At 49.3% G+C, this 19,137-nt stretch carries 19 protein-coding genes; 8 read left to right on the forward strand and 11 right to left on the reverse strand.

All coding sequences use genetic code 11. The features are described from left to right. Positions 1 to 78 precede the first annotated feature (78 nt). Positions 79 to 2,052: a stalk domain-containing protein gene (locus AC0YN4_RS07555; RefSeq protein WP_475779292.1), complete on the reverse strand. Its 1,974-nt coding sequence runs from the start codon at positions 2,050 to 2,052 to the stop codon at positions 79 to 81. A 163-nt stretch (positions 2,053 to 2,215) separates the two neighbouring features. After that, a complete protein-coding gene (locus AC0YN4_RS07560) occupies positions 2,216 to 2,434 on the reverse strand; it encodes a hypothetical protein (protein WP_475779291.1) in 219 nt (72 codons plus the stop codon). A gap of 119 nt (positions 2,435 to 2,553) precedes the next feature. On the opposite strand from AC0YN4_RS07560, the gene AC0YN4_RS07565 reads away from it, so the two are divergent. Beyond that, on the forward strand, positions 2,554 to 3,216 hold the full coding sequence (locus AC0YN4_RS07565) for a YktB family protein (protein WP_475835471.1): 663 nt from the start codon (positions 2,554 to 2,556) through the stop codon (positions 3,214 to 3,216). A 54-nt stretch (positions 3,217 to 3,270) separates the two neighbouring features. On the opposite strand, the gene AC0YN4_RS07570 is transcribed toward AC0YN4_RS07565, so the two are convergent. Beyond that, the gene (locus AC0YN4_RS07570) at positions 3,271 to 4,179 is read right to left on the reverse strand and encodes a helix-turn-helix domain-containing protein (RefSeq protein WP_475779289.1); all 909 of its coding nucleotides are present in this window, start codon (positions 4,177 to 4,179) and stop codon (positions 3,271 to 3,273) included. Positions 4,180 to 4,346: 167 nt separating this feature from the next. Between AC0YN4_RS07570 and AC0YN4_RS07575 the strand changes: the two genes are divergently transcribed. Further along, positions 4,347 to 5,201: a phytanoyl-CoA dioxygenase family protein gene (locus AC0YN4_RS07575; protein ID WP_475835472.1), complete on the forward strand. Its 855-nt coding sequence runs from the start codon at positions 4,347 to 4,349 to the stop codon at positions 5,199 to 5,201. 62 nt (positions 5,202 to 5,263) lie between these two features. Here AC0YN4_RS07575 and AC0YN4_RS07580 read toward each other — a convergent pair whose 3' ends face one another. Beyond that, the gene (locus AC0YN4_RS07580) at positions 5,264 to 8,287 is read right to left on the reverse strand and encodes an efflux RND transporter permease subunit (RefSeq protein ID WP_475779287.1); all 3,024 of its coding nucleotides are present in this window, start codon (positions 8,285 to 8,287) and stop codon (positions 5,264 to 5,266) included. Between the two features lie 209 nt (positions 8,288 to 8,496). Here AC0YN4_RS07580 and AC0YN4_RS07585 point away from each other — a divergent pair, with 209 nt between their 5' ends. From AC0YN4_RS07585 to AC0YN4_RS07595, 3 genes are read left to right on the forward strand one after another with little or no spacing between them, the layout of a single operon-like run. Beyond that, entirely contained in the window at positions 8,497 to 9,249 is a 753-nt protein-coding gene (locus AC0YN4_RS07585; protein ID WP_475779286.1) for an ABC transporter ATP-binding protein, read from the forward strand. Then, positions 9,246 to 10,268 carry an ABC transporter permease gene (locus tag AC0YN4_RS07590; RefSeq protein WP_475835473.1) on the forward strand — a complete coding sequence of 341 codons (1,023 nt, stop codon included), beginning with the start codon at positions 9,246 to 9,248 and terminating at the stop codon, positions 10,266 to 10,268. The genes AC0YN4_RS07585 and AC0YN4_RS07590 overlap by 4 nt, the downstream gene beginning before the upstream one ends. A 55-nt stretch (positions 10,269 to 10,323) precedes the next feature. After that, positions 10,324 to 11,016: a TetR/AcrR family transcriptional regulator gene (locus AC0YN4_RS07595; RefSeq protein ID WP_475835474.1), complete on the forward strand. Its 693-nt coding sequence runs from the start codon at positions 10,324 to 10,326 to the stop codon at positions 11,014 to 11,016. Positions 11,017 to 11,085: 69 nt separating this feature from the next. Here the strand turns inward: AC0YN4_RS07595 and AC0YN4_RS07600 are convergent, their stop codons facing one another. Then, positions 11,086 to 12,288 carry an MFS transporter gene (locus AC0YN4_RS07600; protein ID WP_475779283.1) on the reverse strand — a complete coding sequence of 401 codons (1,203 nt, stop codon included), beginning with the start codon at positions 12,286 to 12,288 and terminating at the stop codon, positions 11,086 to 11,088. Positions 12,289 to 12,306: 18 nt separating this feature from the next. Further along, complete coding sequence (locus AC0YN4_RS07605) at positions 12,307 to 13,572, reverse strand: MFS transporter (RefSeq protein WP_475835475.1); 1,266 nt, start codon at positions 13,570 to 13,572, stop codon at positions 12,307 to 12,309. Between the two features lie 141 nt (positions 13,573 to 13,713). On the opposite strand from AC0YN4_RS07605, the gene AC0YN4_RS07610 reads away from it, so the two are divergent. After that, positions 13,714 to 15,180, forward strand: coding sequence for an aminotransferase class I/II-fold pyridoxal phosphate-dependent enzyme (locus AC0YN4_RS07610; protein WP_475779281.1), 1,467 nt, complete (start codon positions 13,714 to 13,716; stop codon positions 15,178 to 15,180). 173 nt (positions 15,181 to 15,353) lie between these two features. Next, positions 15,354 to 15,773: a DUF1885 family protein gene (locus AC0YN4_RS07615; RefSeq protein WP_475779280.1), complete on the forward strand. Its 420-nt coding sequence runs from the start codon at positions 15,354 to 15,356 to the stop codon at positions 15,771 to 15,773. Between the two features lie 65 nt (positions 15,774 to 15,838). On the opposite strand, the gene AC0YN4_RS07620 is transcribed toward AC0YN4_RS07615, so the two are convergent. The 3 genes from AC0YN4_RS07620 to AC0YN4_RS07630 form a co-directional block, all read right to left on the reverse strand. Next, on the reverse strand, positions 15,839 to 16,138 hold the full coding sequence (locus AC0YN4_RS07620; RefSeq protein WP_090976987.1) for a DUF1292 domain-containing protein: 300 nt from the start codon (positions 16,136 to 16,138) through the stop codon (positions 15,839 to 15,841). 111 nt (positions 16,139 to 16,249) lie between these two features. Next, positions 16,250 to 16,819 carry a stalk domain-containing protein gene (locus tag AC0YN4_RS07625; protein WP_475779279.1) on the reverse strand — a complete coding sequence of 190 codons (570 nt, stop codon included), beginning with the start codon at positions 16,817 to 16,819 and terminating at the stop codon, positions 16,250 to 16,252. 158 nt (positions 16,820 to 16,977) lie between these two features. Next, positions 16,978 to 17,190, reverse strand: coding sequence for a hypothetical protein (locus AC0YN4_RS07630; protein WP_475835476.1), 213 nt, complete (start codon positions 17,188 to 17,190; stop codon positions 16,978 to 16,980). Positions 17,191 to 17,350: 160 nt separating this feature from the next. Here AC0YN4_RS07630 and AC0YN4_RS07635 point away from each other — a divergent pair, with 160 nt between their 5' ends. Then, positions 17,351 to 18,085, forward strand: coding sequence for an MBL fold metallo-hydrolase (locus tag AC0YN4_RS07635; RefSeq protein ID WP_475835477.1), 735 nt, complete (start codon positions 17,351 to 17,353; stop codon positions 18,083 to 18,085). A gap of 73 nt (positions 18,086 to 18,158) precedes the next feature. Here AC0YN4_RS07635 and AC0YN4_RS07640 read toward each other — a convergent pair whose 3' ends face one another. Continuing rightward, positions 18,159 to 18,425, reverse strand: a complete 267-nt coding sequence (locus AC0YN4_RS07640) for a DUF3892 domain-containing protein (RefSeq protein WP_475779277.1) — start codon at positions 18,423 to 18,425, stop codon at positions 18,159 to 18,161. A 451-nt stretch (positions 18,426 to 18,876) separates the two neighbouring features. Then, the gene (locus AC0YN4_RS07645; protein WP_475835478.1) at positions 18,877 to 19,041 is read right to left on the reverse strand and encodes a hypothetical protein; all 165 of its coding nucleotides are present in this window, start codon (positions 19,039 to 19,041) and stop codon (positions 18,877 to 18,879) included. Positions 19,042 to 19,137: the final 96 nt, after the last annotated feature.

Genomic DNA, 19,137 nt, shown 5'->3' on the forward strand with positions numbered 1-19,137 from the left:
CCTGCGCATGACAAAAAAGCCTGCAAGCCAGGTACCCGCTCTTCTCCAGAGCGTGTATCCAGCTTGCAGGCTTTTGTCTTACTTGCGGAATCCCGGCAACGGCAGGAACAACATCGCAACAGGCAAGTTGCTGCCCGCAGCTAAGGTGAATACCATTTCAACGGATTCTTCCGAATTGCCTGTGCGGTACAATACGACCGCTTCCTTATTATCTTTAAGAATCGTTTCATTCGCGACGGTGACGACCTGACCATTAACCATAAAGGCTCCGGTATAGTATCCGCCTCTCGCATTAAGAGCAATCAGTGTATTAGGCGCTACATGCGGCAATCGCAGTTTATAAAGAACGCCGAAATTGCCAATGTTGTACTCTAATTGACCGCTTGTATCATCGATTCCGTCTAAATACGTGTCCAGCTTCTTATCGCCAAGCATGATACGCTGCGGCGTTTCACCCAGTGAGTCACTCAGATCAATATCACGGTCTGAATTGTAGAACGTACCTCTGACATGCTTGCCGTCCCGTGGCATAATAGTCAAATTCGGCAGCTCCGCAATCGGATTCTTGCCTGCAGCTACGACGACGATTTGGAAGGTCAGCTCTTGGTCGGCATAGATATCTGCATAAGCCGACAGAACTTCCATGATTTTCATCGGCGTTTTCGAAATCTCAGGTAGAATCTCCTTCGTTTCATGCGGTCTGATCGTTAACCATCGTGGAGAAGGATTCTCGCCAATTGACTTCAAGTAACGCACGGTAGAAAGCTTACCGGTGTTGACTACATAGGGATCCGGTCCGCCGATTCCCATTGAGCTTGTGCTTACATTAACCGGTGTCCCGTTGTTGTTTGTGGCAAGCAGGTACATCTTGACCGGATAGCCGATGTTGTTCACATTATGGAACATGAATCGAACTTGCCCTGTTAGCTGTGCCTCGTAAGCAATCCCCTCTTGAAGCAGCGTCTCCGGGCTGTTGCTGCGCACCATCTGAGCCGATTCCGATTGGAAAGTATACGTCAATGCCGGAATATTCAGCACGGAATTGCTGTCGATGCTGAATTTATCACCGATTTTGGTAAACAACTTATTATATTCATCCCGTGTGTAGAGCACTTCCGGCGTCACCGTAACCGTCTTCGTAACGGAATGTACCATGCCATGACGATCCTCTACCTCAAGCGTAACTTGCTTATCGCCGGCGTCGAAGAATGCCTTATCATTGCCTGTCCATGTACGACGAACAATATCGTTCTCATCATCCGTACTTTGATCGATATAGGTAATATTCTCACCAATACGGTAGCTGGATCGTTCTGTCGTAAAGTCGGCAACAGGCGCCTGATTCGGCGGTTTAACTTCGACGGTTACAGAGAATGGATCGCTCCATAAACCGTTAATATCTTGTACCTGTCTCGTAATGGTATAGATCCCCGCTTCCGGGAACACATCCATACGACCTTCATATCGTTCGTCGACGAAGGGTGCGTCCGTGTAGTTAATCGAACGATCGATGTACGCTACCGTTGTTTGGCCTGCATAAATTTCAGTCGGCTGTACCTCGAAGAACGCTTTAGGTTTCTTCGGAACGACAACGGTATTCCATGACAACGAAATTTGCTTCCCTGCTACTGCAATCGCGCTGTCTGTAAGCACGCCCCATGAACGAAGCGGTACCATGAGGGAACCATTCAGAATAAACGGCTTCCCTGTCAGCTTAACAGGCGTTCCGCCGCGATAAGCATACAAGCTTCCAAGCTTGAAACGAAGGACATTCGAAGCGCCGGTTGCGATCGATTCCTTCTTCTTCGCATCATACGAGATAGTATACCCGTAACGGGATGCAATGGAGCTAAACGGAATAAATGTGGTATCTTTAATTGCTGTAACCGGCTGTGAGGATTGGTATGACTTCCCATTATGCTTCATTACCTTGCTTCCGATTTGCAAAATAAGCGTATCTGAGGCACCTTGAGCCGATGCCGTTTCGCTAGTAATGGTGGAGAATGGGAATATCAGGAACGATAAGATCAGTATCCATTTCAACGATTTCATGCTGCGTCTCCTTTGTTCTCTCTTAGTTGCAGACAGCGTAATTCGAAATGCGTGCTGCTGCTGTTTTGCCAGCCGCTGTTGTCACGTTAAACGTAACCGAGACCGGAAAGGTTGCGGGAGATTGGGAAGAGACAAGCTTTAGACACATCTGCGGAATCGTCGGTTAACCATTTACTCGCATGTTAATTAAGAAGAAAGTAGCCATCCCGATAAATGCTAGAATCGTTAAAATGGCTACAACCATTCGAACCTTCTTGGCTTTAATAATTCGCCCTACATCCGGCTGTTGCTTGGCCAGCGTTACGGAACGATGTACGAATAAAAATACGATTGCGAGCGTTACAAATACCATATTGGTTAAAAACCACAATTGCTGCCACATGCCTGTTACCTCTCCTAACCTTTCGCTTATGCATACTAGAGTAGACTAACGGAATCGGAACGAGATTGCAAACATTGGCGGCTGCGATTATCATGAAGAAACGGCAATAATTGAAAAGGATGATGAATGAAATGGTGCTGCAAGCAACTTCGGAAGCCGCTGTATTCCCAGGCTTTTCCGCAACTGATTTTGATGTCTTCGACGTCCCGGGCCTAGAAGCCCGCATGTCGTTATTAATTGAACGAATCCGGCCGAAGCTGCACGAGCTGGGCGAGCGGCTGTCTCCTTTCTTAACGGAGCTGTGCGGTGAGCCGATGTTCCCGCACGTTGCCAAACATGCACGCAGAACGATTAATCCGCCGAATGATACGTGGATCGCTTTCGCCCCGGGCAAGCGTGGTTATAAAATGTTCCCGCATTTCCAAATCGGACTGTTTGGCTCGCATCTCTTCGTGCAATTTGCCATTATTTACGAGTCTGATAACAAGTCGGTGTTTGCCGAGCACGCACTGAACCAATTGGACGACATTGCCAAGCATATCCCTGCCCATTATGTATGGTCCGGCAACCATATGGTACCCGGCGGAGATACGCAAGGCGAGCTTGGCGATGCCGGCCTTGTACAGCTGCTCCAGCGTCTTCGTACGGTGAAAGCCTCCGAGGCGCTCTGCGGCATCATTATCGACCGCAACGACCCGATCCTGCTGGACGGCGAAGCATTCATTCATAAAGTGAAGGAAACGTTTACGACAGTACTGCCGCTTTATAAAATGTCCTTCTAATACGTAACCTCAGCTAGGGCTGATTCCTTTTGTTCTTGCCCGAACATGCCGGAGTCAGCCCTTCTCGTTTCTTCTAGAGCCTAATCGATATTCCTGCGGCGATAATGTGGTCCACCGCTTGAACTGCCTGCTGAATGCACTTAATGAGGCAAAGCCAAGCATCTCGCCGATCGTTTCTACAGCATGTCTGGATTGCACCAGCAGCTCCTCAGCTTTCCGTTGTTTCATCAGACCCAAGAAGCGTTTCGGTGCAATGCCATACACCTTCTTGAATACCTCGTTACAATGACTCCGACTTACGAATAGCTGCTTTGAAATCTGATTAATTTCCATATTGGTATATACAGCCTCAAGGAGCTTCTGTTGAATGACATGAGCCAGCTCGACCTCGGAGGCATGAAGTAGTTTGCGGCTAACTTGCACGCCGTTGCCGGCTTGCAGCATTGTTGTCAGTTCTAGAGCATACAGGACCAGCCGCTGAACAGAGAGTTGAATGTTGTACTTTGCGAGTACGTCATAGTTATCAACATTCACGGCTGGTGGAGCATGCATAATGTCAGTTTCAGATGTATGATTTCGCTTGATATGACCGAGAAGATCAGCGAACTCCTCCTGCAATCGATCGATTCGCTGTGACAGATGAACATAGTTCATATCTTTCAGTGCATGGGTCAGCTCCGGGTCTTCGATGCCGAAATGGACGGAGAAATATACGAAGCCAAGGTTTGATTCATTAATCGTACTATGCTTGACCCCTGGACCAATTAGCAGCCAATCCCCCGTAGACATCACCACAGGTTCCCCGTGAATCCACTCTGTCAATTGTCCGTTATAACAGTGAAGAAGTTCATACCCACTGTGCTCGTGGAGCTGATAGGACCAACCTGCATCGACTTCTCTTAAATGACAATCGGAGACAGCAATTACGCTGCGCAGCATACGAAAGTGAAATGGAATAACCATGAGTAATCGACCTCTTCATCGTATAATGATCAATTCAATGATGTATTCGTTGCTTATTCTCCTCATTCTAACGACAAATGGTCAAATTGCAACGTGTTTTCGCCATAGTCTCTTCACCTTTAATGACCGTACAATAGGTTTATCAAGCGCTGAGGAGAGAAGCCGCTATGCAGGTTCATCTAAGTGAAGAACAGCTTGAATTTTATAAACGCCATCATTATGTACATCTGCGCAATGTAGTACCTGAGCAGGCTCTGAAGCTGGCAGAACGGATTATTAGCAAATGGGTCGATGATCTTGTGGAATCTTGGTCTGAACAGAAGCTGATTACCGATAAGAAACAAGAGCTGGACTTTCAGCATCGTCTCGTTCAGTTGTGGCATGACGCCGGGAAGCCCAAGTATGGCCGAAGCCCTCGCCGTGACCTCGTGGGCAGGGACATGTACGACTTCTTGAAAGATTCTGCGCTGCTCGATATTGCGCAGCAGCTGCTCGAAACAGAGGACGTTTCCGTTCACGGCATATTCAATGCCAGACCGAAGCTGCCGGACCAGAAGTGGACGGATACCCCTTGGCATCAGGACGCTCAATATTACCGCGACGCCGAGAACACTCACGTCGTATCCATATGGATGCCGCTGCAGCGTGTAACCGAATTTAACAGCTGTCTGCAGGTCGCGCCCGGTTTCTTCGACCGAACGTTGCTGGATGGCGTTATCGACGAGGAGACGAACTTTCTGGGGCTTAAGCGCGAGGATGCCGATAAGCTTACCGCACTTTCCGTAGAGATGCAGCGTGGGGATGCCCTTTGTTTCACCCAGCTCCTCCCCCACCGAGCGCTGCCGAACCAATCGGACGCCGTACGCTGGTCCATGGATATCCGCTATGAAGCGACGTCGGTCGCAACGGAAAGCGGCAAAGCACAAGGCTTCATTGCCAGAAGCCCAGTGCATCCGGAAAGCGAAGCATCCTATGAACAGTGGCTGAGTCAGTGGACGGCAATTCCTGCCGGGAGTTATTGATAGAATTGAACAAAGCCTTACGTCCATGATGGACGTAAGGCTTTGTTCATGAATTCAATAATTTAAGCAGCTACTGCCTTCTTAGCAGCCACGCGTTGGCGTTTCGCTTTACGGAAGAAGAACAGCTCATAGATACAAGGGATGATAAGCAGTGTAAGCAATGTTGCCGCAGCCAAACCACCGATAACCACGATCGCTAAGCTTTGCGATACGATGCTTCCACTCTCAGATGAACCGAAGACGAGCGGCAGCATAGCCGAGATCGTTGCGATTGCCGTCATGAGAATTGGGCGAGCACGCGTTACCGCTGCTTCTACCAATGCTTCACGGATACCCATCCGTTGTTCGTTCTGTTTCACGCGGTCAATCAGAACGATCGCGTTCGTGACCACGATACCGACGAGCATGAGCGCTCCGAACACCGCCGTGAAGTCAGGCGATACGTTCGATACGAGCAAGGCTACGACTGCTCCGATTGCTGCAAGCGGAAGCGAGCACAGAATGGCAAGCGGTGCACGCAATGTTTTGAATGTGACTACCATGATCAAGTATACGATACCGATCGCAACCAGCATGATGATACCCAAATCCGCGAAATCTGCCGATTGATCTGCAGATGCGCCGCCAACGGTGAACGTTACACCTTCAGCTGCTTTAAGAGCATCCACTTTCTTCGTAATTTCTTTACCTACGATCGACAATTGACTAGGATCTACGTCAGCCGTTACACGAACATAAGCTTTGCCGTCTTTATGATAGAATACGCTAGGCTGTTCGCTCTTCACAAGCTTAGCAACGGAAGAAACCTTAGCAGGGCCTTGTGCTGTCATAACAGTCAATTCATTCAGGTCGTTCTCCGATTTCGGATCCGCAAGCGGTTGAAGAATGACGTTAGTTGTACGATCATCGATATTCACAGTACCCAGTGGAATTGGATTCATCATCCCCTGAAGTTGTTGTGCAATCTCTTGACCGTTTGATTTCAAAGGATCCACTTGGAACGTGAACACAGGTTTCATTTGCTCTTGATTCGATTTCACTTTGATGACATCTTTGACCGGTTTAATGGCAGCCATTACTTGCTCTGCACCTTTGGAGATCGCATCGAGATCATCGCCGGATACGTCAACCACAACCTGAGTGGAGCTTCCGCCGCCGGCAAAATCCATTGCCCCCGCATTCAGATCGGCTCCCGGATAGGAGGAGCGCTGACCTTTCACATCACTGATCAGCTTCTCAGCGTCTGCGCCTTCCTTCATATCAACCAAGTAAGTAACCAGCGTAGGAGAAGTTACCTCACCGTATTGCGCCCCATCTGCGCTGTTCCCGTTCTGCATGAGAACCCAGTCAATATCGTTACGATCGTTCAAGAATGTCTCAAGCTTGCGACCTTCTGCGATTACTTTATCAGTCGGCGTATCGCTCGAATATTCCAACGTTACGGATAAGTTCGCTGCGTTGGAGGAATCAATAGCCCCTTTAGGCATCGACATGTACGCACCAACAGAACCAACAAGCAGCAGGACGGCAATGACAAGCGGAACCCATTTATGCTGCAAGTTCCAGTTTAAGAAATTGGCAAAACGTTTGGAGCCTTCGTGCTCCTTCATCTTCGTGTTACGCAGCAGCACCGCGCTTAGAATCGGTACTACCGTTAGAGCAACCAGCAAGGATGCTAGGAGCGAGTAACTTACGGTTAATGCAAATGGCAGCAGGAACGCTTGAAGCGAACCGCGCAGAAGTCCCATTGGCAGGAATACGGCTACTGTCACAAGCGTGGAAGACGTAATCGCTGTTGCAACTTCCTTCGTTGCGTCCATGACAAGACCAACCGAGAACGTTTCTTTCTGCAAGCGGCGATAGATGTTCTCGATGACGACGATACTGTCATCCACGAGACGGCCAACCGCAACCGCAACACCGCCTAGCGTAATAATGTTAAGCGTTACGCCGGATACTTGAAGCAAGTAAAGTGTAATACCAAGCGAGAGCGGAATCGATACGATTGTCACAAGCGTAGCTCTCAGATTACGCATGAACAGCAGGATTACGATTGTTGCGAACAGTGCGCCCATCAATACTTCACGAAGCATCGAGTTTACGGAATGTACAACTTGCTCCGATGTGCTCGAAAGCACTTTGATTTCGACGCCTTTCATATCCTTGTTCAGACGCTCTACTTCGGCATTCACACCGTCGCCGACTTTAACGGCATTGGCATCCGCTGTTTTGGAAATCGTGAGCATGAGCACATTCTTGCCATCCAGGCTGCTGATGCTCTCTTGCTCGGTTTGAGCTTCCACTTTAGCAACATCGCCAAGCGTTACGCCTGCTGCTACCGGAAGCTTGCGAAGCGTATCCAGATCGTTAATCGCCGCTTCCACATTGATGTTGCCGGAAGCGCCATCGATTGTTTTCTCGCCAATGGAAGCCGCAACGCCGCGGCCTTGAAGCACGCCCATAAGAGAAGCGAACGGAACGCCTTTCTCTGCCAGCTTAGCCGAATCCGGAATAACGGAGATATTGGGGTTCGATTTGCCGCCAAGCGACACATCACCTGCGCCATCTACTTTCTTAAAGGCGTTAATCAGGTCTTTCTCCATTTTCTCACGGTCTTTCGCCGCTACTCCATCTAAGTTAATGGATACCCAAGAGATTGGAATCATGGATGTGTTGAATTGTACAACGTACGGAGGCATAACGCGCTCCGGCAATTGAACCGAGCGAATCGCCGCTTCAACCTCCGCTTTTGCTTCTTTCATGTTTGTTTTGGAATCGAAAGCTAAGTCGATTTTGGAGAATCCGTTACCGGAGGATGACGTCATGAGGCTCTTGCCTTTCACGAACTGTACCGCTTCCTCCAGTTTGGCTGTAACGCCGGTTTCCATCGATTTGGCATCATAACCAGGTCCGATTGCTGCAATCGTAACCATCGGATTATCAGCTTCAGGCAAGAACTCCATCGGAAGCCTGTAGTAGCTGATTACCCCCATCACGAGTGCCATTAGCACTACGAGTTTCATAGCGGCTTTATTGTTAAAAGCCCATTTGGTAATAAACTGCATTTCTACCTTTTCCCCTTTCATATGGTTCTCCTCAGAACTCCTTGTTAAAGAATACCTTTTTCAGATAGGGGATGTAAACGTCTGTAGACCAGTATTTATCCCCGACCTAAGGCGGAGGCGGAAGTAAGTCTTCGGACAAAATGAGTGATTACTCACTTTACAGAAAGATCTTATTAGGAGTAAAATAAATGTGAGTGATCACTCATTTTCAAGCGAGGATGTGAGCCCAAATGACTAATTTATCAACCTCAGCTTCACCTGCTCCGGTTGTCGATGTGCGCTCCGTTACACGACGCTTCGGCAGCAAAACCGTTCTGGACGACATCTCCTTGCAAGTAGAACGCGGCGAATTGTTCGGCCTGCTTGGTCCTTCCGGCTCCGGCAAAACAACGCTGATTAAGCTCATCACCGGTATAGATAAAGCCGACGGAGGTTCTGTCTACATGCTGGGCGAGCAGATGCCGAAGCTGTCGATGCTTCAGCGCTTCGGCTATATGGCGCAGTCGGATGCGCTGTATAACGAACTTACAGCCAAGGAGAATTTGACGTTCTTCGCTTCCTTGTACGGACTTAAAGGTCCACGCATGATGCAGCGGATCGAAGCTGCGATGACGATCGTCAATCTCCAAGATGATCTGAACAAGACCGTTGCTGCTTATTCCGGCGGGATGAAGCGGCGCCTGTCGCTAGCCCTCTCCTTGCTGCACGAGCCGGAGCTGCTCGTTCTCGATGAGCCAACGGTCGGCATTGACCCCGTATTACGGCAGTCGATTTGGAAGGAGCTTGGCGAAATGCGCAAACGAGGTACAACGATTGTACTTACGACGCATGTCATGGATGAAGCAGACAAATGCGATCGACTAGGACTCATCCGAGACGGCAAGCTGACTGCACTCGGTACTCCGGACGCAATCAAAGCAAGCAGTGGCAGCTCGACGATCGAGGAAGCTTTTATCGTATATGGCGGAGGTGTTCGCGAATGAGGATCAGAGCGCTTGCCATTCGAATCATCCGTCAATTTGTTCGCGACAAACGAACGCTGGCACTCCTGTTTCTAGCTCCGCTGCTTATTCTTACATTAATGAAGCTTGTATTTAACGGAAACACGGTAGAACCTCAGATCGGCGCTGTACAAATCCCGGCCGCTATCGTTGAACGGCTGGAGAAGGCCGATGCTGAAGTAACGAATTACGATACGGCTGCGGCAGCTGAGCAGGCACTCCAAGACGGAGATCTGGACGCAGTGCTTTCACTTGGCGGCGGAGGAAAACCTGCGATTACCCTGGAAGGAAGCGACCCCGCTTCAAGTAAAATGGTGCTGCTCCTGCTGCAGCGCATGATGGGTGCTGATATGCCTGCAGTTCAGCCATCGATTACGTATTTGCACGGCAGCGAGGACATGGCCTCCTTCGATTCCTTCGGGCCTGTATTGATCGGCTTCTTCTCGTTCTTCTTCGTCTTCATGCTGGCAGGCGTATCCTTCCTCAGAGAACGAACAAGCGGCACATTGGAGCGTCTGCTGGCTACGCCGATTCGGCGCTCAGAAGTCGTACTCGGATATTTATCCGGCTTCGGTTTATTTACACTGCTTCAAGCAGCGTTGATTGCATGGTTTGCCATTAACGTCCTTGGCCTCTATATGGATGGGTCCATCTGGCTCGTGCTCATGATGAACCTGCTTTTATCGTTAACCGCGCTGACGCTAGGAACGCTCTTGTCTTCTTTTGCAAGCAACGAGTTTCAGATCATCCAGTTCATTCCGCTTGTCGTCGTGCCTCAAGTCTTCTTCTCGGGCTTGTTCAACTTAGATTCCATGGCACCTTGGCTGCAGAAGCTAAGTACCATCATGCCGCTTTATTACGGTGCAGATGCGATGCGAGGCATTATGATTCGAGGCGAGGGCTGGAGCGATATTCAGCTGGATGTCTACGTGCTCGTAGGGTTCTCGACTGTCTTTGCCTTGCTGAACGTACTTGCACTAAAGAAACACCGTGCCATTTAATCCGATCACACTTCTGTGATATCATCAAGATTAACGAATTGAACGTGGTGATGGCATGAAGGAGTTGATCGTGATGAACGGGAATGAAACGATGGAACAATGGGTGGAAGAGCTGCTCCGAAACGATAGCGGCGGAGAGAAAATGACCGAGAAGCAGGTGAAAATCCTACAATCCGCCATTGAGATCTTCGCCGAGAAGGGTTTCGCAGGCTCCTCCACCAGCGAGATTGCGCAGCGTGCCGGAGTCGCGGAAGGTACGATATTCCGGCATTACAAGACCAAGAAGGATTTGCTGCTCTCGATTGTGGCGCCTGCGATGACGAAGCTGATTGCTCCCTTCGTCCTGCGTGGCTTCAACAAAGTGCTCGATGCTGACTACGAGAGCTTCGAAGGTGTTATTCGTGCGATGATTGAGAATCGAATCGAGTTCATATCGAAGCATCGCAACATCTTGCGGATTTTAATGCAGGAGATTCCGTTTCATCCGGAACTGCAGGAACATTTTCAACGGGATGTGCTCGGGAAGGTGCTCAGCCGACTTCAGAAGCTCGTGACGCAATTTCAAGCGAAGGGGCAAATGGCGGAACTGCCTTCCATGACAGTCGTGAGGCTCAGCATCTCCGCCATCATGGGCTACATTGCCGTTCGTACCTTGTATGGAGAGCGCAATGACGCCGTTTGGGACGATAAGCGAGAACGAGAGGAAACCATTACGTTCATCATGCGTGGTCTCGGCATAACCAAATAAGTTGTGACATGCAAAAAGCACCTGCCTCAGTTGTGCCATAGCGGCATCCTGATGCAGGTGCTTTTTATTTTAACGTTGAGATACGGATTTCGTTTGTTCTACCGACGAACTGTCTAGCAATCGGAATCGCAGCAGCAGCGTAAGCGCCGCTAGCGACAACAGCCCGCCAGCTACATAAGGGAGCGTCAAGTCGACCGTGAAGAGGAACGCTCCAAACAGCGGGCCGATAATCCGTCCCAAGCTGTCCATGGACGAGCTCAAGCCTGATGCGACACCTTGTCCGACGGTTGTCTTCTGCGTAATCAACGATGTCACGCACGGACGAATCAGCGCGTTGCCGATTCCGAAGATCGCCAAGTAAATCGTCGAGCTGAGCAGCGAGTGTGATGTAACCAAGAGAAGGAAACCGACAGCCGATATAATAAGGCCTGCCGTAATATACATCGGTTCTTGGCCTTTGCGAATCCGTCTGCGGACGATTCCGCCTTGAACCAGTGCACCGACGAGACCGCAAACGAGAAACATCACGCCTACTTGTAACGGAGTGACATCGAAGCGCTTCATACCGAACAGCTGCAGCGTCGCTTCAAGCCCTGCGAGCGATAAAGATACAATCAGCGCGAGTACATATAAGTATTTGACCGAGCCTGTAAAAGCACTCCAGCGCGAAGGCTTCGCTTCGCCCGCCGCTTGCCTCATTTCCGGCGTCAGCGATTCCGGCAGCTTCGTGACCGCGATTAGGAATGTGACGAGTGCGAGTGCCGCTGCCGCGAAGAATGGCGTGTTCTGCGAAACGAGACTCAGCAAACCGCCGAAGCCGGGTCCGATCGTAAAGCCAAGGCCGATCGACATGCCGACAAGCCCCATTCCGCGTGTCCGCTGCTCCGGCGGCGTTATATCCGCAACATAAGCGACGATAACGGACGTGACAGCTCCCGAGAACAACCCGCCGAGCAGCCGCGATGCATACATAATCGGCAGACTTCCGTCCGCGATACCGAATAATAGGAAGCTGGCCGCAAAGCCGAGCACGCCGGTAAGAATAACCGGTCGACGTCCGATACGGTCGGACAGTCCGCCCCATAGCGGCGAAAGCAGAAAGGATACCGCCGAATACACGGAAAGCATCATGCCTGTATGAAATTCTACAGATCCCGGACTCGCTTTCTTAATAAGCTCCGGCAAAACCGGAATAATAATCCCAAACCCGATAAATGTCGTAATAAGCATGACCATTACTATGCCAAGTCGTTTGTCTTTGTTTTGTGTCATTTTGTTCCCTCCACCCCATCATGTTACCACATCTGCTTTATGTCTTGTTATGAACAAATGAAGAACAAACAAGAGAAGCAGAACGGCTCCGCTGACCAGAAAAGGAGAATGAGGACCGAGCATATCCCATAGCTTGCCGGACATAATGCTGCCAAACACCATACCAAGGCCTTCAATTGTAAGGAAGAATCCCCATACCGCTCCACGTTCCGATTTGGGAATTGCTTGAGCAATCAGTGCGTTCCAAGCCGGAATAATACAGGCATAGCCCAGTCCGACAAACGCCACGATAAGCATAACGAGCGGTAAACTACGTGTGTAACCGAGAACGGACAACGAGATCGCTGCCGTCAGAAATCCGACATGAAGAAACCACTTCGTGCCGAAACGATCGACCCATTTGCCGACCGGAATCAGCCCGATTACCGTTACCGCACCACCTGCAACAAGATACATGCTGTACTGCTGCGGAGTTAGGTGCAGGACAGTACGTGCGTATTGCGTCAGAACAGGCGTAAGAAGCCCCAGCGCAAAGTTCTGCGTAAACATCGCCGGATACAGCAGCTTACTTGCATGCAAGGAACTGCTCACCTTGGCAAAATATCTGCGTACCCGCTCCCGCATCGATAACTGTTCATGAGCTGTTTCAGAAGTCGCGGCAACCGGTGCTTCTTCTCGATTTTCCAGCTCCATCGACCGTTTCTTCCCTGGCAGCAGCAGCGCGACGATGATAACGACAACCATCATCCCAATCAATATTCGAAAGGCAGGTGCATAGGTGTGCGTGATGAAGAAATTTATAACGATCGGACCGCAGCCGACGCCAGTCAGCCAAGCCATGTAAACAACACTCATTATCGTGCCGCTCGACTCATTGCCGGCCACAGTAGTTGCTCCATTGATGACGCATGGCCATAGCGGTGAAGTCCCGATCCCGAGCAGCAGACAAGCAACGACAATCCAGCCCATACCGTGCAGATAGGAAACGATCAGCACCGACGCACTCGTGAACAAGACGCCGAATAGCATGACGTAGCGGTACCCCATACGGTCGATAATCCAGCCAAGCGGACTGCGAAACGCGTTATCGCCGATGTATTGCAGAGCAAGTGCCCAGCCTACCGCATACGCAGATAAATTTAGCACTTCCCTCATATAAACAGGGAGAATCGAGACGAGCAAAGCACCCTTCACGAATTCAACCAAATACATAATGATGAGCAGCTGGACGACGAATGGTGACGACAAAACCTTTTTTCCTGCCCAGCCCTTACCGATACTCATGTTCGCTCCCCTTTTCTGCTCATTAATCGTGGTGGCTATGTAGACTCTAGTCTCAACAAAAATGTTGCTTGCAATCCCCCCTAGTTTTGCTATACTCAACTTTGTTTGTTACAATCCACACGAAAGGCTGGGATGAATGCTATGGATCATACCCGGACTCCGCTGTTTAGCGCATTGCGCACTCACGCGGCCAACAACCCTGTACAATTTCACATTCCCGGACACAAAAAAGGAGTAGGGAGCGACGCTGAGTTTCGCGAGTTTATTGGAGACAACGCGTTGTCGATCGACCTTATAAATATTGCTCCGTTGGATGATTTGCACCAACCGACCGGCGTCATTCAAGAAGCCCAGAAACTGGCAGCTGATGCTTTCGGAGCTGATTATACCTTTTTTTCGGTACAAGGAACAAGCGGCGCAATCATGACGATGATCTTGACGGTCTGTAACCCAGGCGACAAAATCATCGTACCGCGTAATGTTCACAAATCCATTATGTCGGCCATTATTTTTGCCGGTGCGCGTCCTGTCTTTATCTCGCCGGCTCGTGATTCCAATCTTGGGATCGATCACGGCATTACGACGCGTTCCGTTAAACGCGCACTTGATCGTCACCATGATGCAAAGGCAGTTCTCGTCATTAACCCGACTTATTATGGAATCTGCGCGGATTTGAAGGAAATCGTCGAGCTTGTACATAGCTATGACATTCCCGTACTCGTCGACGAAGCACATGGCGTGCTGATTCATTTCCATGAGAAGCTGCCGATGTCTGCCATGCAGGCTGGCGCCGATATGGCGGCAACAAGCGTGCATAAACTGGGCGGTTCCATGACACAAAGCTCGGTTCTGAATGTAAAGAGCGGCCGCATCAATGCGCAGCGCGTACAAACGATTATCAGTATGCTGACGACCACATCGACGTCTTACATCCTGTTGTCCTCACTGGATACATCTCGGCGCAACCTGGCCATTAACGGTCATGATATGGCTGAGAAAGCCATTTCTCTTGCTCAGCTTGCACGTGCTGAGATTAACAAGATGCCTGGCTTATATTGTATCGGAGAAGAAATTCTCGGCGACGAAGCGACCTATGACTACGATCCGACGAAGCTGGCTATTCATGTCCGCCACCTAGGTATTACCGGATACGAGACCGAGAACTGGCTGCGCGAGCATTACAACCTTGAAGTTGAGCTCAGCGATATGTATAACATTCTGGCGCTCGTTACTCCCGGCGATACTTCCGACTCCGTTGGCACACTGCTTACGGCCCTGCGCGATCTGGCCGAGCAGCATCAAGGAAACGAAGCCAATGAGCTTGTCGTTAAGATTCCGGAAATCCCGCATCTCTCTCTGACGCCGCGTGAAGCCTTCTACGGTCAGACTGAGGTTGTCCCGTTCAAAGAATCAGCCGGCCGCATCATAGCAGAATTTATCTACGTGTATCCGCCGGGTATTCCGATACTTCTGCCGGGTGAAGTCATCTCTCAGACGAATATCGATTACATCACCGATCATGTGGAAGTCGGCTTGCCGGTGAAAGGTCCTGAGGATCGCAGCATTCAATTCGTCAAAGTTATTTTCGAAGAAGAAGCTATTTCTTAGTTCACAGCTACACAGCTTACTTCTTATGCAACCATGTACGAAAGCAAGTCCCCAGCTTCCGACTCTCCTACCGAAGAGCAGGCTGGGGACTTTTCGTATCTCTGGGGCCACGTTATCGGCGGTTATTGTCAATCCTTTTTCAGAATGCTATGATGTGGGAGGGGGTGGGCATAATGGGTCAAAGCGCTTACATTAAATTCGTGCAAGGTTCAGCAGTTGAACGTCTCAGCCTCGATGAGGTGAAGGAAAGGCTTGGCCGCTACCGGGAACAGACCTCGCTAACCGGTCAGCAGCTTGGATGGGACTACACCGAATCCGCTTTTCCCTATACCGTTGAAACGAAGCCGGGCGAAGAGAATCGTTGGTTCTACTTGAAAGGCATTTCGCCGCAGTACAACTACATCTTATTCGGAGTCGGCACGCAGGAGTCCGGTGATCAGAGCATCTCGCATGTGCAGGTTGTGCTCCCCGATACCGCAACACACGGCGACAAATCCAAAGCCAATGAGCTTTGCAAATATTTCGCCAAGCACTTAAAGGCTGAGCTAACGATGTTTAACGGCAGAACCATTTACTATAATCCTCGTAAATAACGAAAAACTCCGAAGCCATGGCGGCATCGGAGTTTTTGTTTTCTCTATTTTGCATATACGCTGTTTTATGCTTCGTTCTCGCTCTTCGCGATTTCTTCATAAATCTTCGTTACGCGTTCCCACTCTGCATCATCTTCGATGCCAACCAGGAATGCTTCGCCGTCCTCTTCTTCAATACGGAAAATAACGCCGTCAGCTTCCGGATCGTTGCGGTCCAGCAATACGGAATAAACTTGCTCTTCGGATTCGAACGTAAATACCATGACCATTTCACGTTCAATGCCTTCCTCGTCCGTGACAAGGAATACGTGTTCTTCGTGATCATGATCGTGGTTGCAATTCTCATCGTGCACGTGATCGCTCATTGTATACCCTCATTTCCATTAATGATTCATTTCCTTCGTATCGTAACATGGAACAATCTCAGGGTCAAACGAAAGCGCCGCATCCTGTGGAATGCAGCGCTTAGCGTATATCTATTGAGCTTTGGCCGTAATTGTTTTCTCGGAAACCAACTTCCAATCGTCGCTGCCGGCTACTTTCATGTAAAATCTAATCGTATATTTGCCTACATCGTCAAAGGTATAGTTGATATCATCCGTGCGATACCAGAAGTTATCCTTCTGTATCGTAATGTTCTCCGATTGAATCAACGTGACATTACTCTTCGGATCCTCGATTGTTACCTTTACAGCAGAAATATCGGTCTGAAGGTTATCAATCTGGGCAAACACTTTGAATGCAAACTTATTCCCTTTCAGAACGTTACCGAAGATCGTATTATCCTTGAATAAGAACATGTGAACATTAGGCTTATACAACGTAACCTTCTTCGATGCCTCATCCCAATATACGATGGATTGCAGCGTATTGGCTACTTGGCGAACTGATAAGTATGTTTTGCCGTCAGTAAAAATCCCCGCGTCGTCTAGCTCATTTCCGTTCACGATAACCCGCACCCGTTGAGAAGCGGAATCCGCAAAGAGCATGGTGCCGCCCCACAGCGACAATACCAACGTCAACATGAGAAGTCTTCTGAACTTCATGGTAGTAAACCTCCGTCCGTAATCTGGATGTATGGTTATACTCACCAAGTCGTCCAAAGTTGCGCCAGTTCACAAAAATTTTTCCTTACCAAAACCTGTCACATTATGTTGAAACATGCGCTTGCCTGGGAAATACTAACGGGAAATGGATGCCGACTTTATACGTAGGTCCGCGTCAAAATACACGGTACGCCTTTTCCCATTGCTCCCGGCTGCTTCATGCCTTCATAATAACGCATCCCTCTTGCACAAGGGGTTTTACATACTGCACAAGTGTCCGAAAGCACAAGCTTCAGTACTGCCTGCTTCCGATCCGATGGACTTTTCTTCTTCTTGACGACTTTACCTTTAGGAGCCATATTGATCCGCACCTGCCTATCTTCGCATTCCGTTCATAGCTATCGTATGATTGAATAGGCACCGGTGTGCATGGCAGAAGAACGCTCGATTCCGATTGCGGATTAGCAAGGTTTTCCTTTTCATTTGCATACAGAAATGATAAATTGAATAGTAACGTACAGCTTAGGGAGGATGTCCCGATTGGATATTCAAATGCTCGGAACGGGTAGTGCATTCGCCAAAACCTACTTCAATACGAATGCTCTATTTTATACAGATCGCCACACCCTATTGCTTGATTGCGGTACCACAGCGCTGCTCTCAATGCATCAGCTTGGAAAGTCCGTTAACGAGATCGATGCCGTACTCATCAGCCATATTCATGCCGACCATATCGGCGGCTTAGAAGAGTTCGCCTTTCAAATGAAGTTTATATATAAGCGCAAGCCGAAACTGTTTATCCATGAATCACTGGTTAACTCCTTATGGGAAAGCTCTCTAAAGGGTGGACTGCTGCAGGATGAATGTTCGGCGCTTGAGGATTATTTTGAAGTTATCCCGCTGCAGACAGGTGTCAGCACAGAGCTTCTGCCCGGATTCGTTGTCGAAGCGATACATACCGAGCATATTCCAAATAAGTTTAGTTACTCTTTCCTGATTAATGAGAACTTCTTCTATTCGGCGGATATGAGGTTTAATCCCAGCCTACTGGAACGACTGGTACAGGATGGGGTTCAGACGATCTTTCATGACTGCCAGCTGAAGCCTCCGGGAGCCGTACATGCAACACTTCAAGAGCTGCAATCGCTTCCTGCTCATATTCAAGAACGCATCTGGCTCATGCACTATGATGACAGTAAGCCGAAAGACCTCGAACGAGATGGCGTCATGCGATTCGTAGAGCAGCATAAGCGATACACTTTCTAGTAGGGTCATAACGATAACAAGCCCGCTGCACCGCAGCGGGCTTGTCTTGCTTTATCTCAGACTGGCTTGACTGCTAGAAATTAGGCAGTTGATCCAGATTGTTCGTCGGATCTCCATCTGCATCCCCTCGAATGTAATGCTCGCCGTCTTTTCCTTTAAATACGTTCACTCCGGCAATCGTGCCGTTATTCGCTTCTGCCAGTGCCTGCTCGTAATTGAGTACGCGACCCGAGGAAGTCTTAAATGCCATTAAATCTCCATCGCCATTCTTCTGTGCGGCAACGAACCTCTCAGCAGCAGCAACGCTCTCTTGCACACTTTCGTTATCTGGACTGTTCATGGTTGTTTCCTCCTCTGCGCTTGCATAGCGCTCAAGTAGGATGGCTCATATTCTCTGCTATTATTCAGGAGCAAGGAATCGGGAAACCAAAAAAATCCGGTGTGCCCCGCGGGCACCACCGGATTTATGGGTTGTTTTCTTCACGTAGCGGAGGCTTCTGCTGGCGCGAATTCGCCGCACCCGGTAAAGCAGGTGTCATATCTTTGGGTTTGTTAGGTGAATCATATACTTCACCGAACACGGATCGCGTTGTTGGATAAACCGTGCTTAGCACATTTTCCTGGTTGACGACCTTAATGGTCGGGACCGTGTCTGAAGCATGTCGCTGTAAGCACCCGGAACAAATCAATAAACATAGAGCAGCTCCAATTGCTTTCCTCAACTATACCACTCCCTATGGATCGAATTACCATTTTGGGAATAGTATACCCGCGCTGTCACCAAAGCAAACTTAACGCTTGGATTTCAGCTCCGCCGGCAGCTTTCTTCTCCACACAAATGCTTCATCGTAAGCAACTGTATCATGGATCACCATCTTTGCCACGCACACGCAAACCGTACCGACGATACTGAACAATCCAACCAACCACACCGCCAAATGGGCAGCTTCCGCCACTAGACAACCCGCCTCTCCACTGATAAAAGCTTGAGTACACCTTATGCGGGTTTACAGTAAATTAGACTATTTTATTGCGAAAACTTGTTGACATCT

It is taken from the genome of Paenibacillus sp. J22R3, from assembly GCF_056269305.1.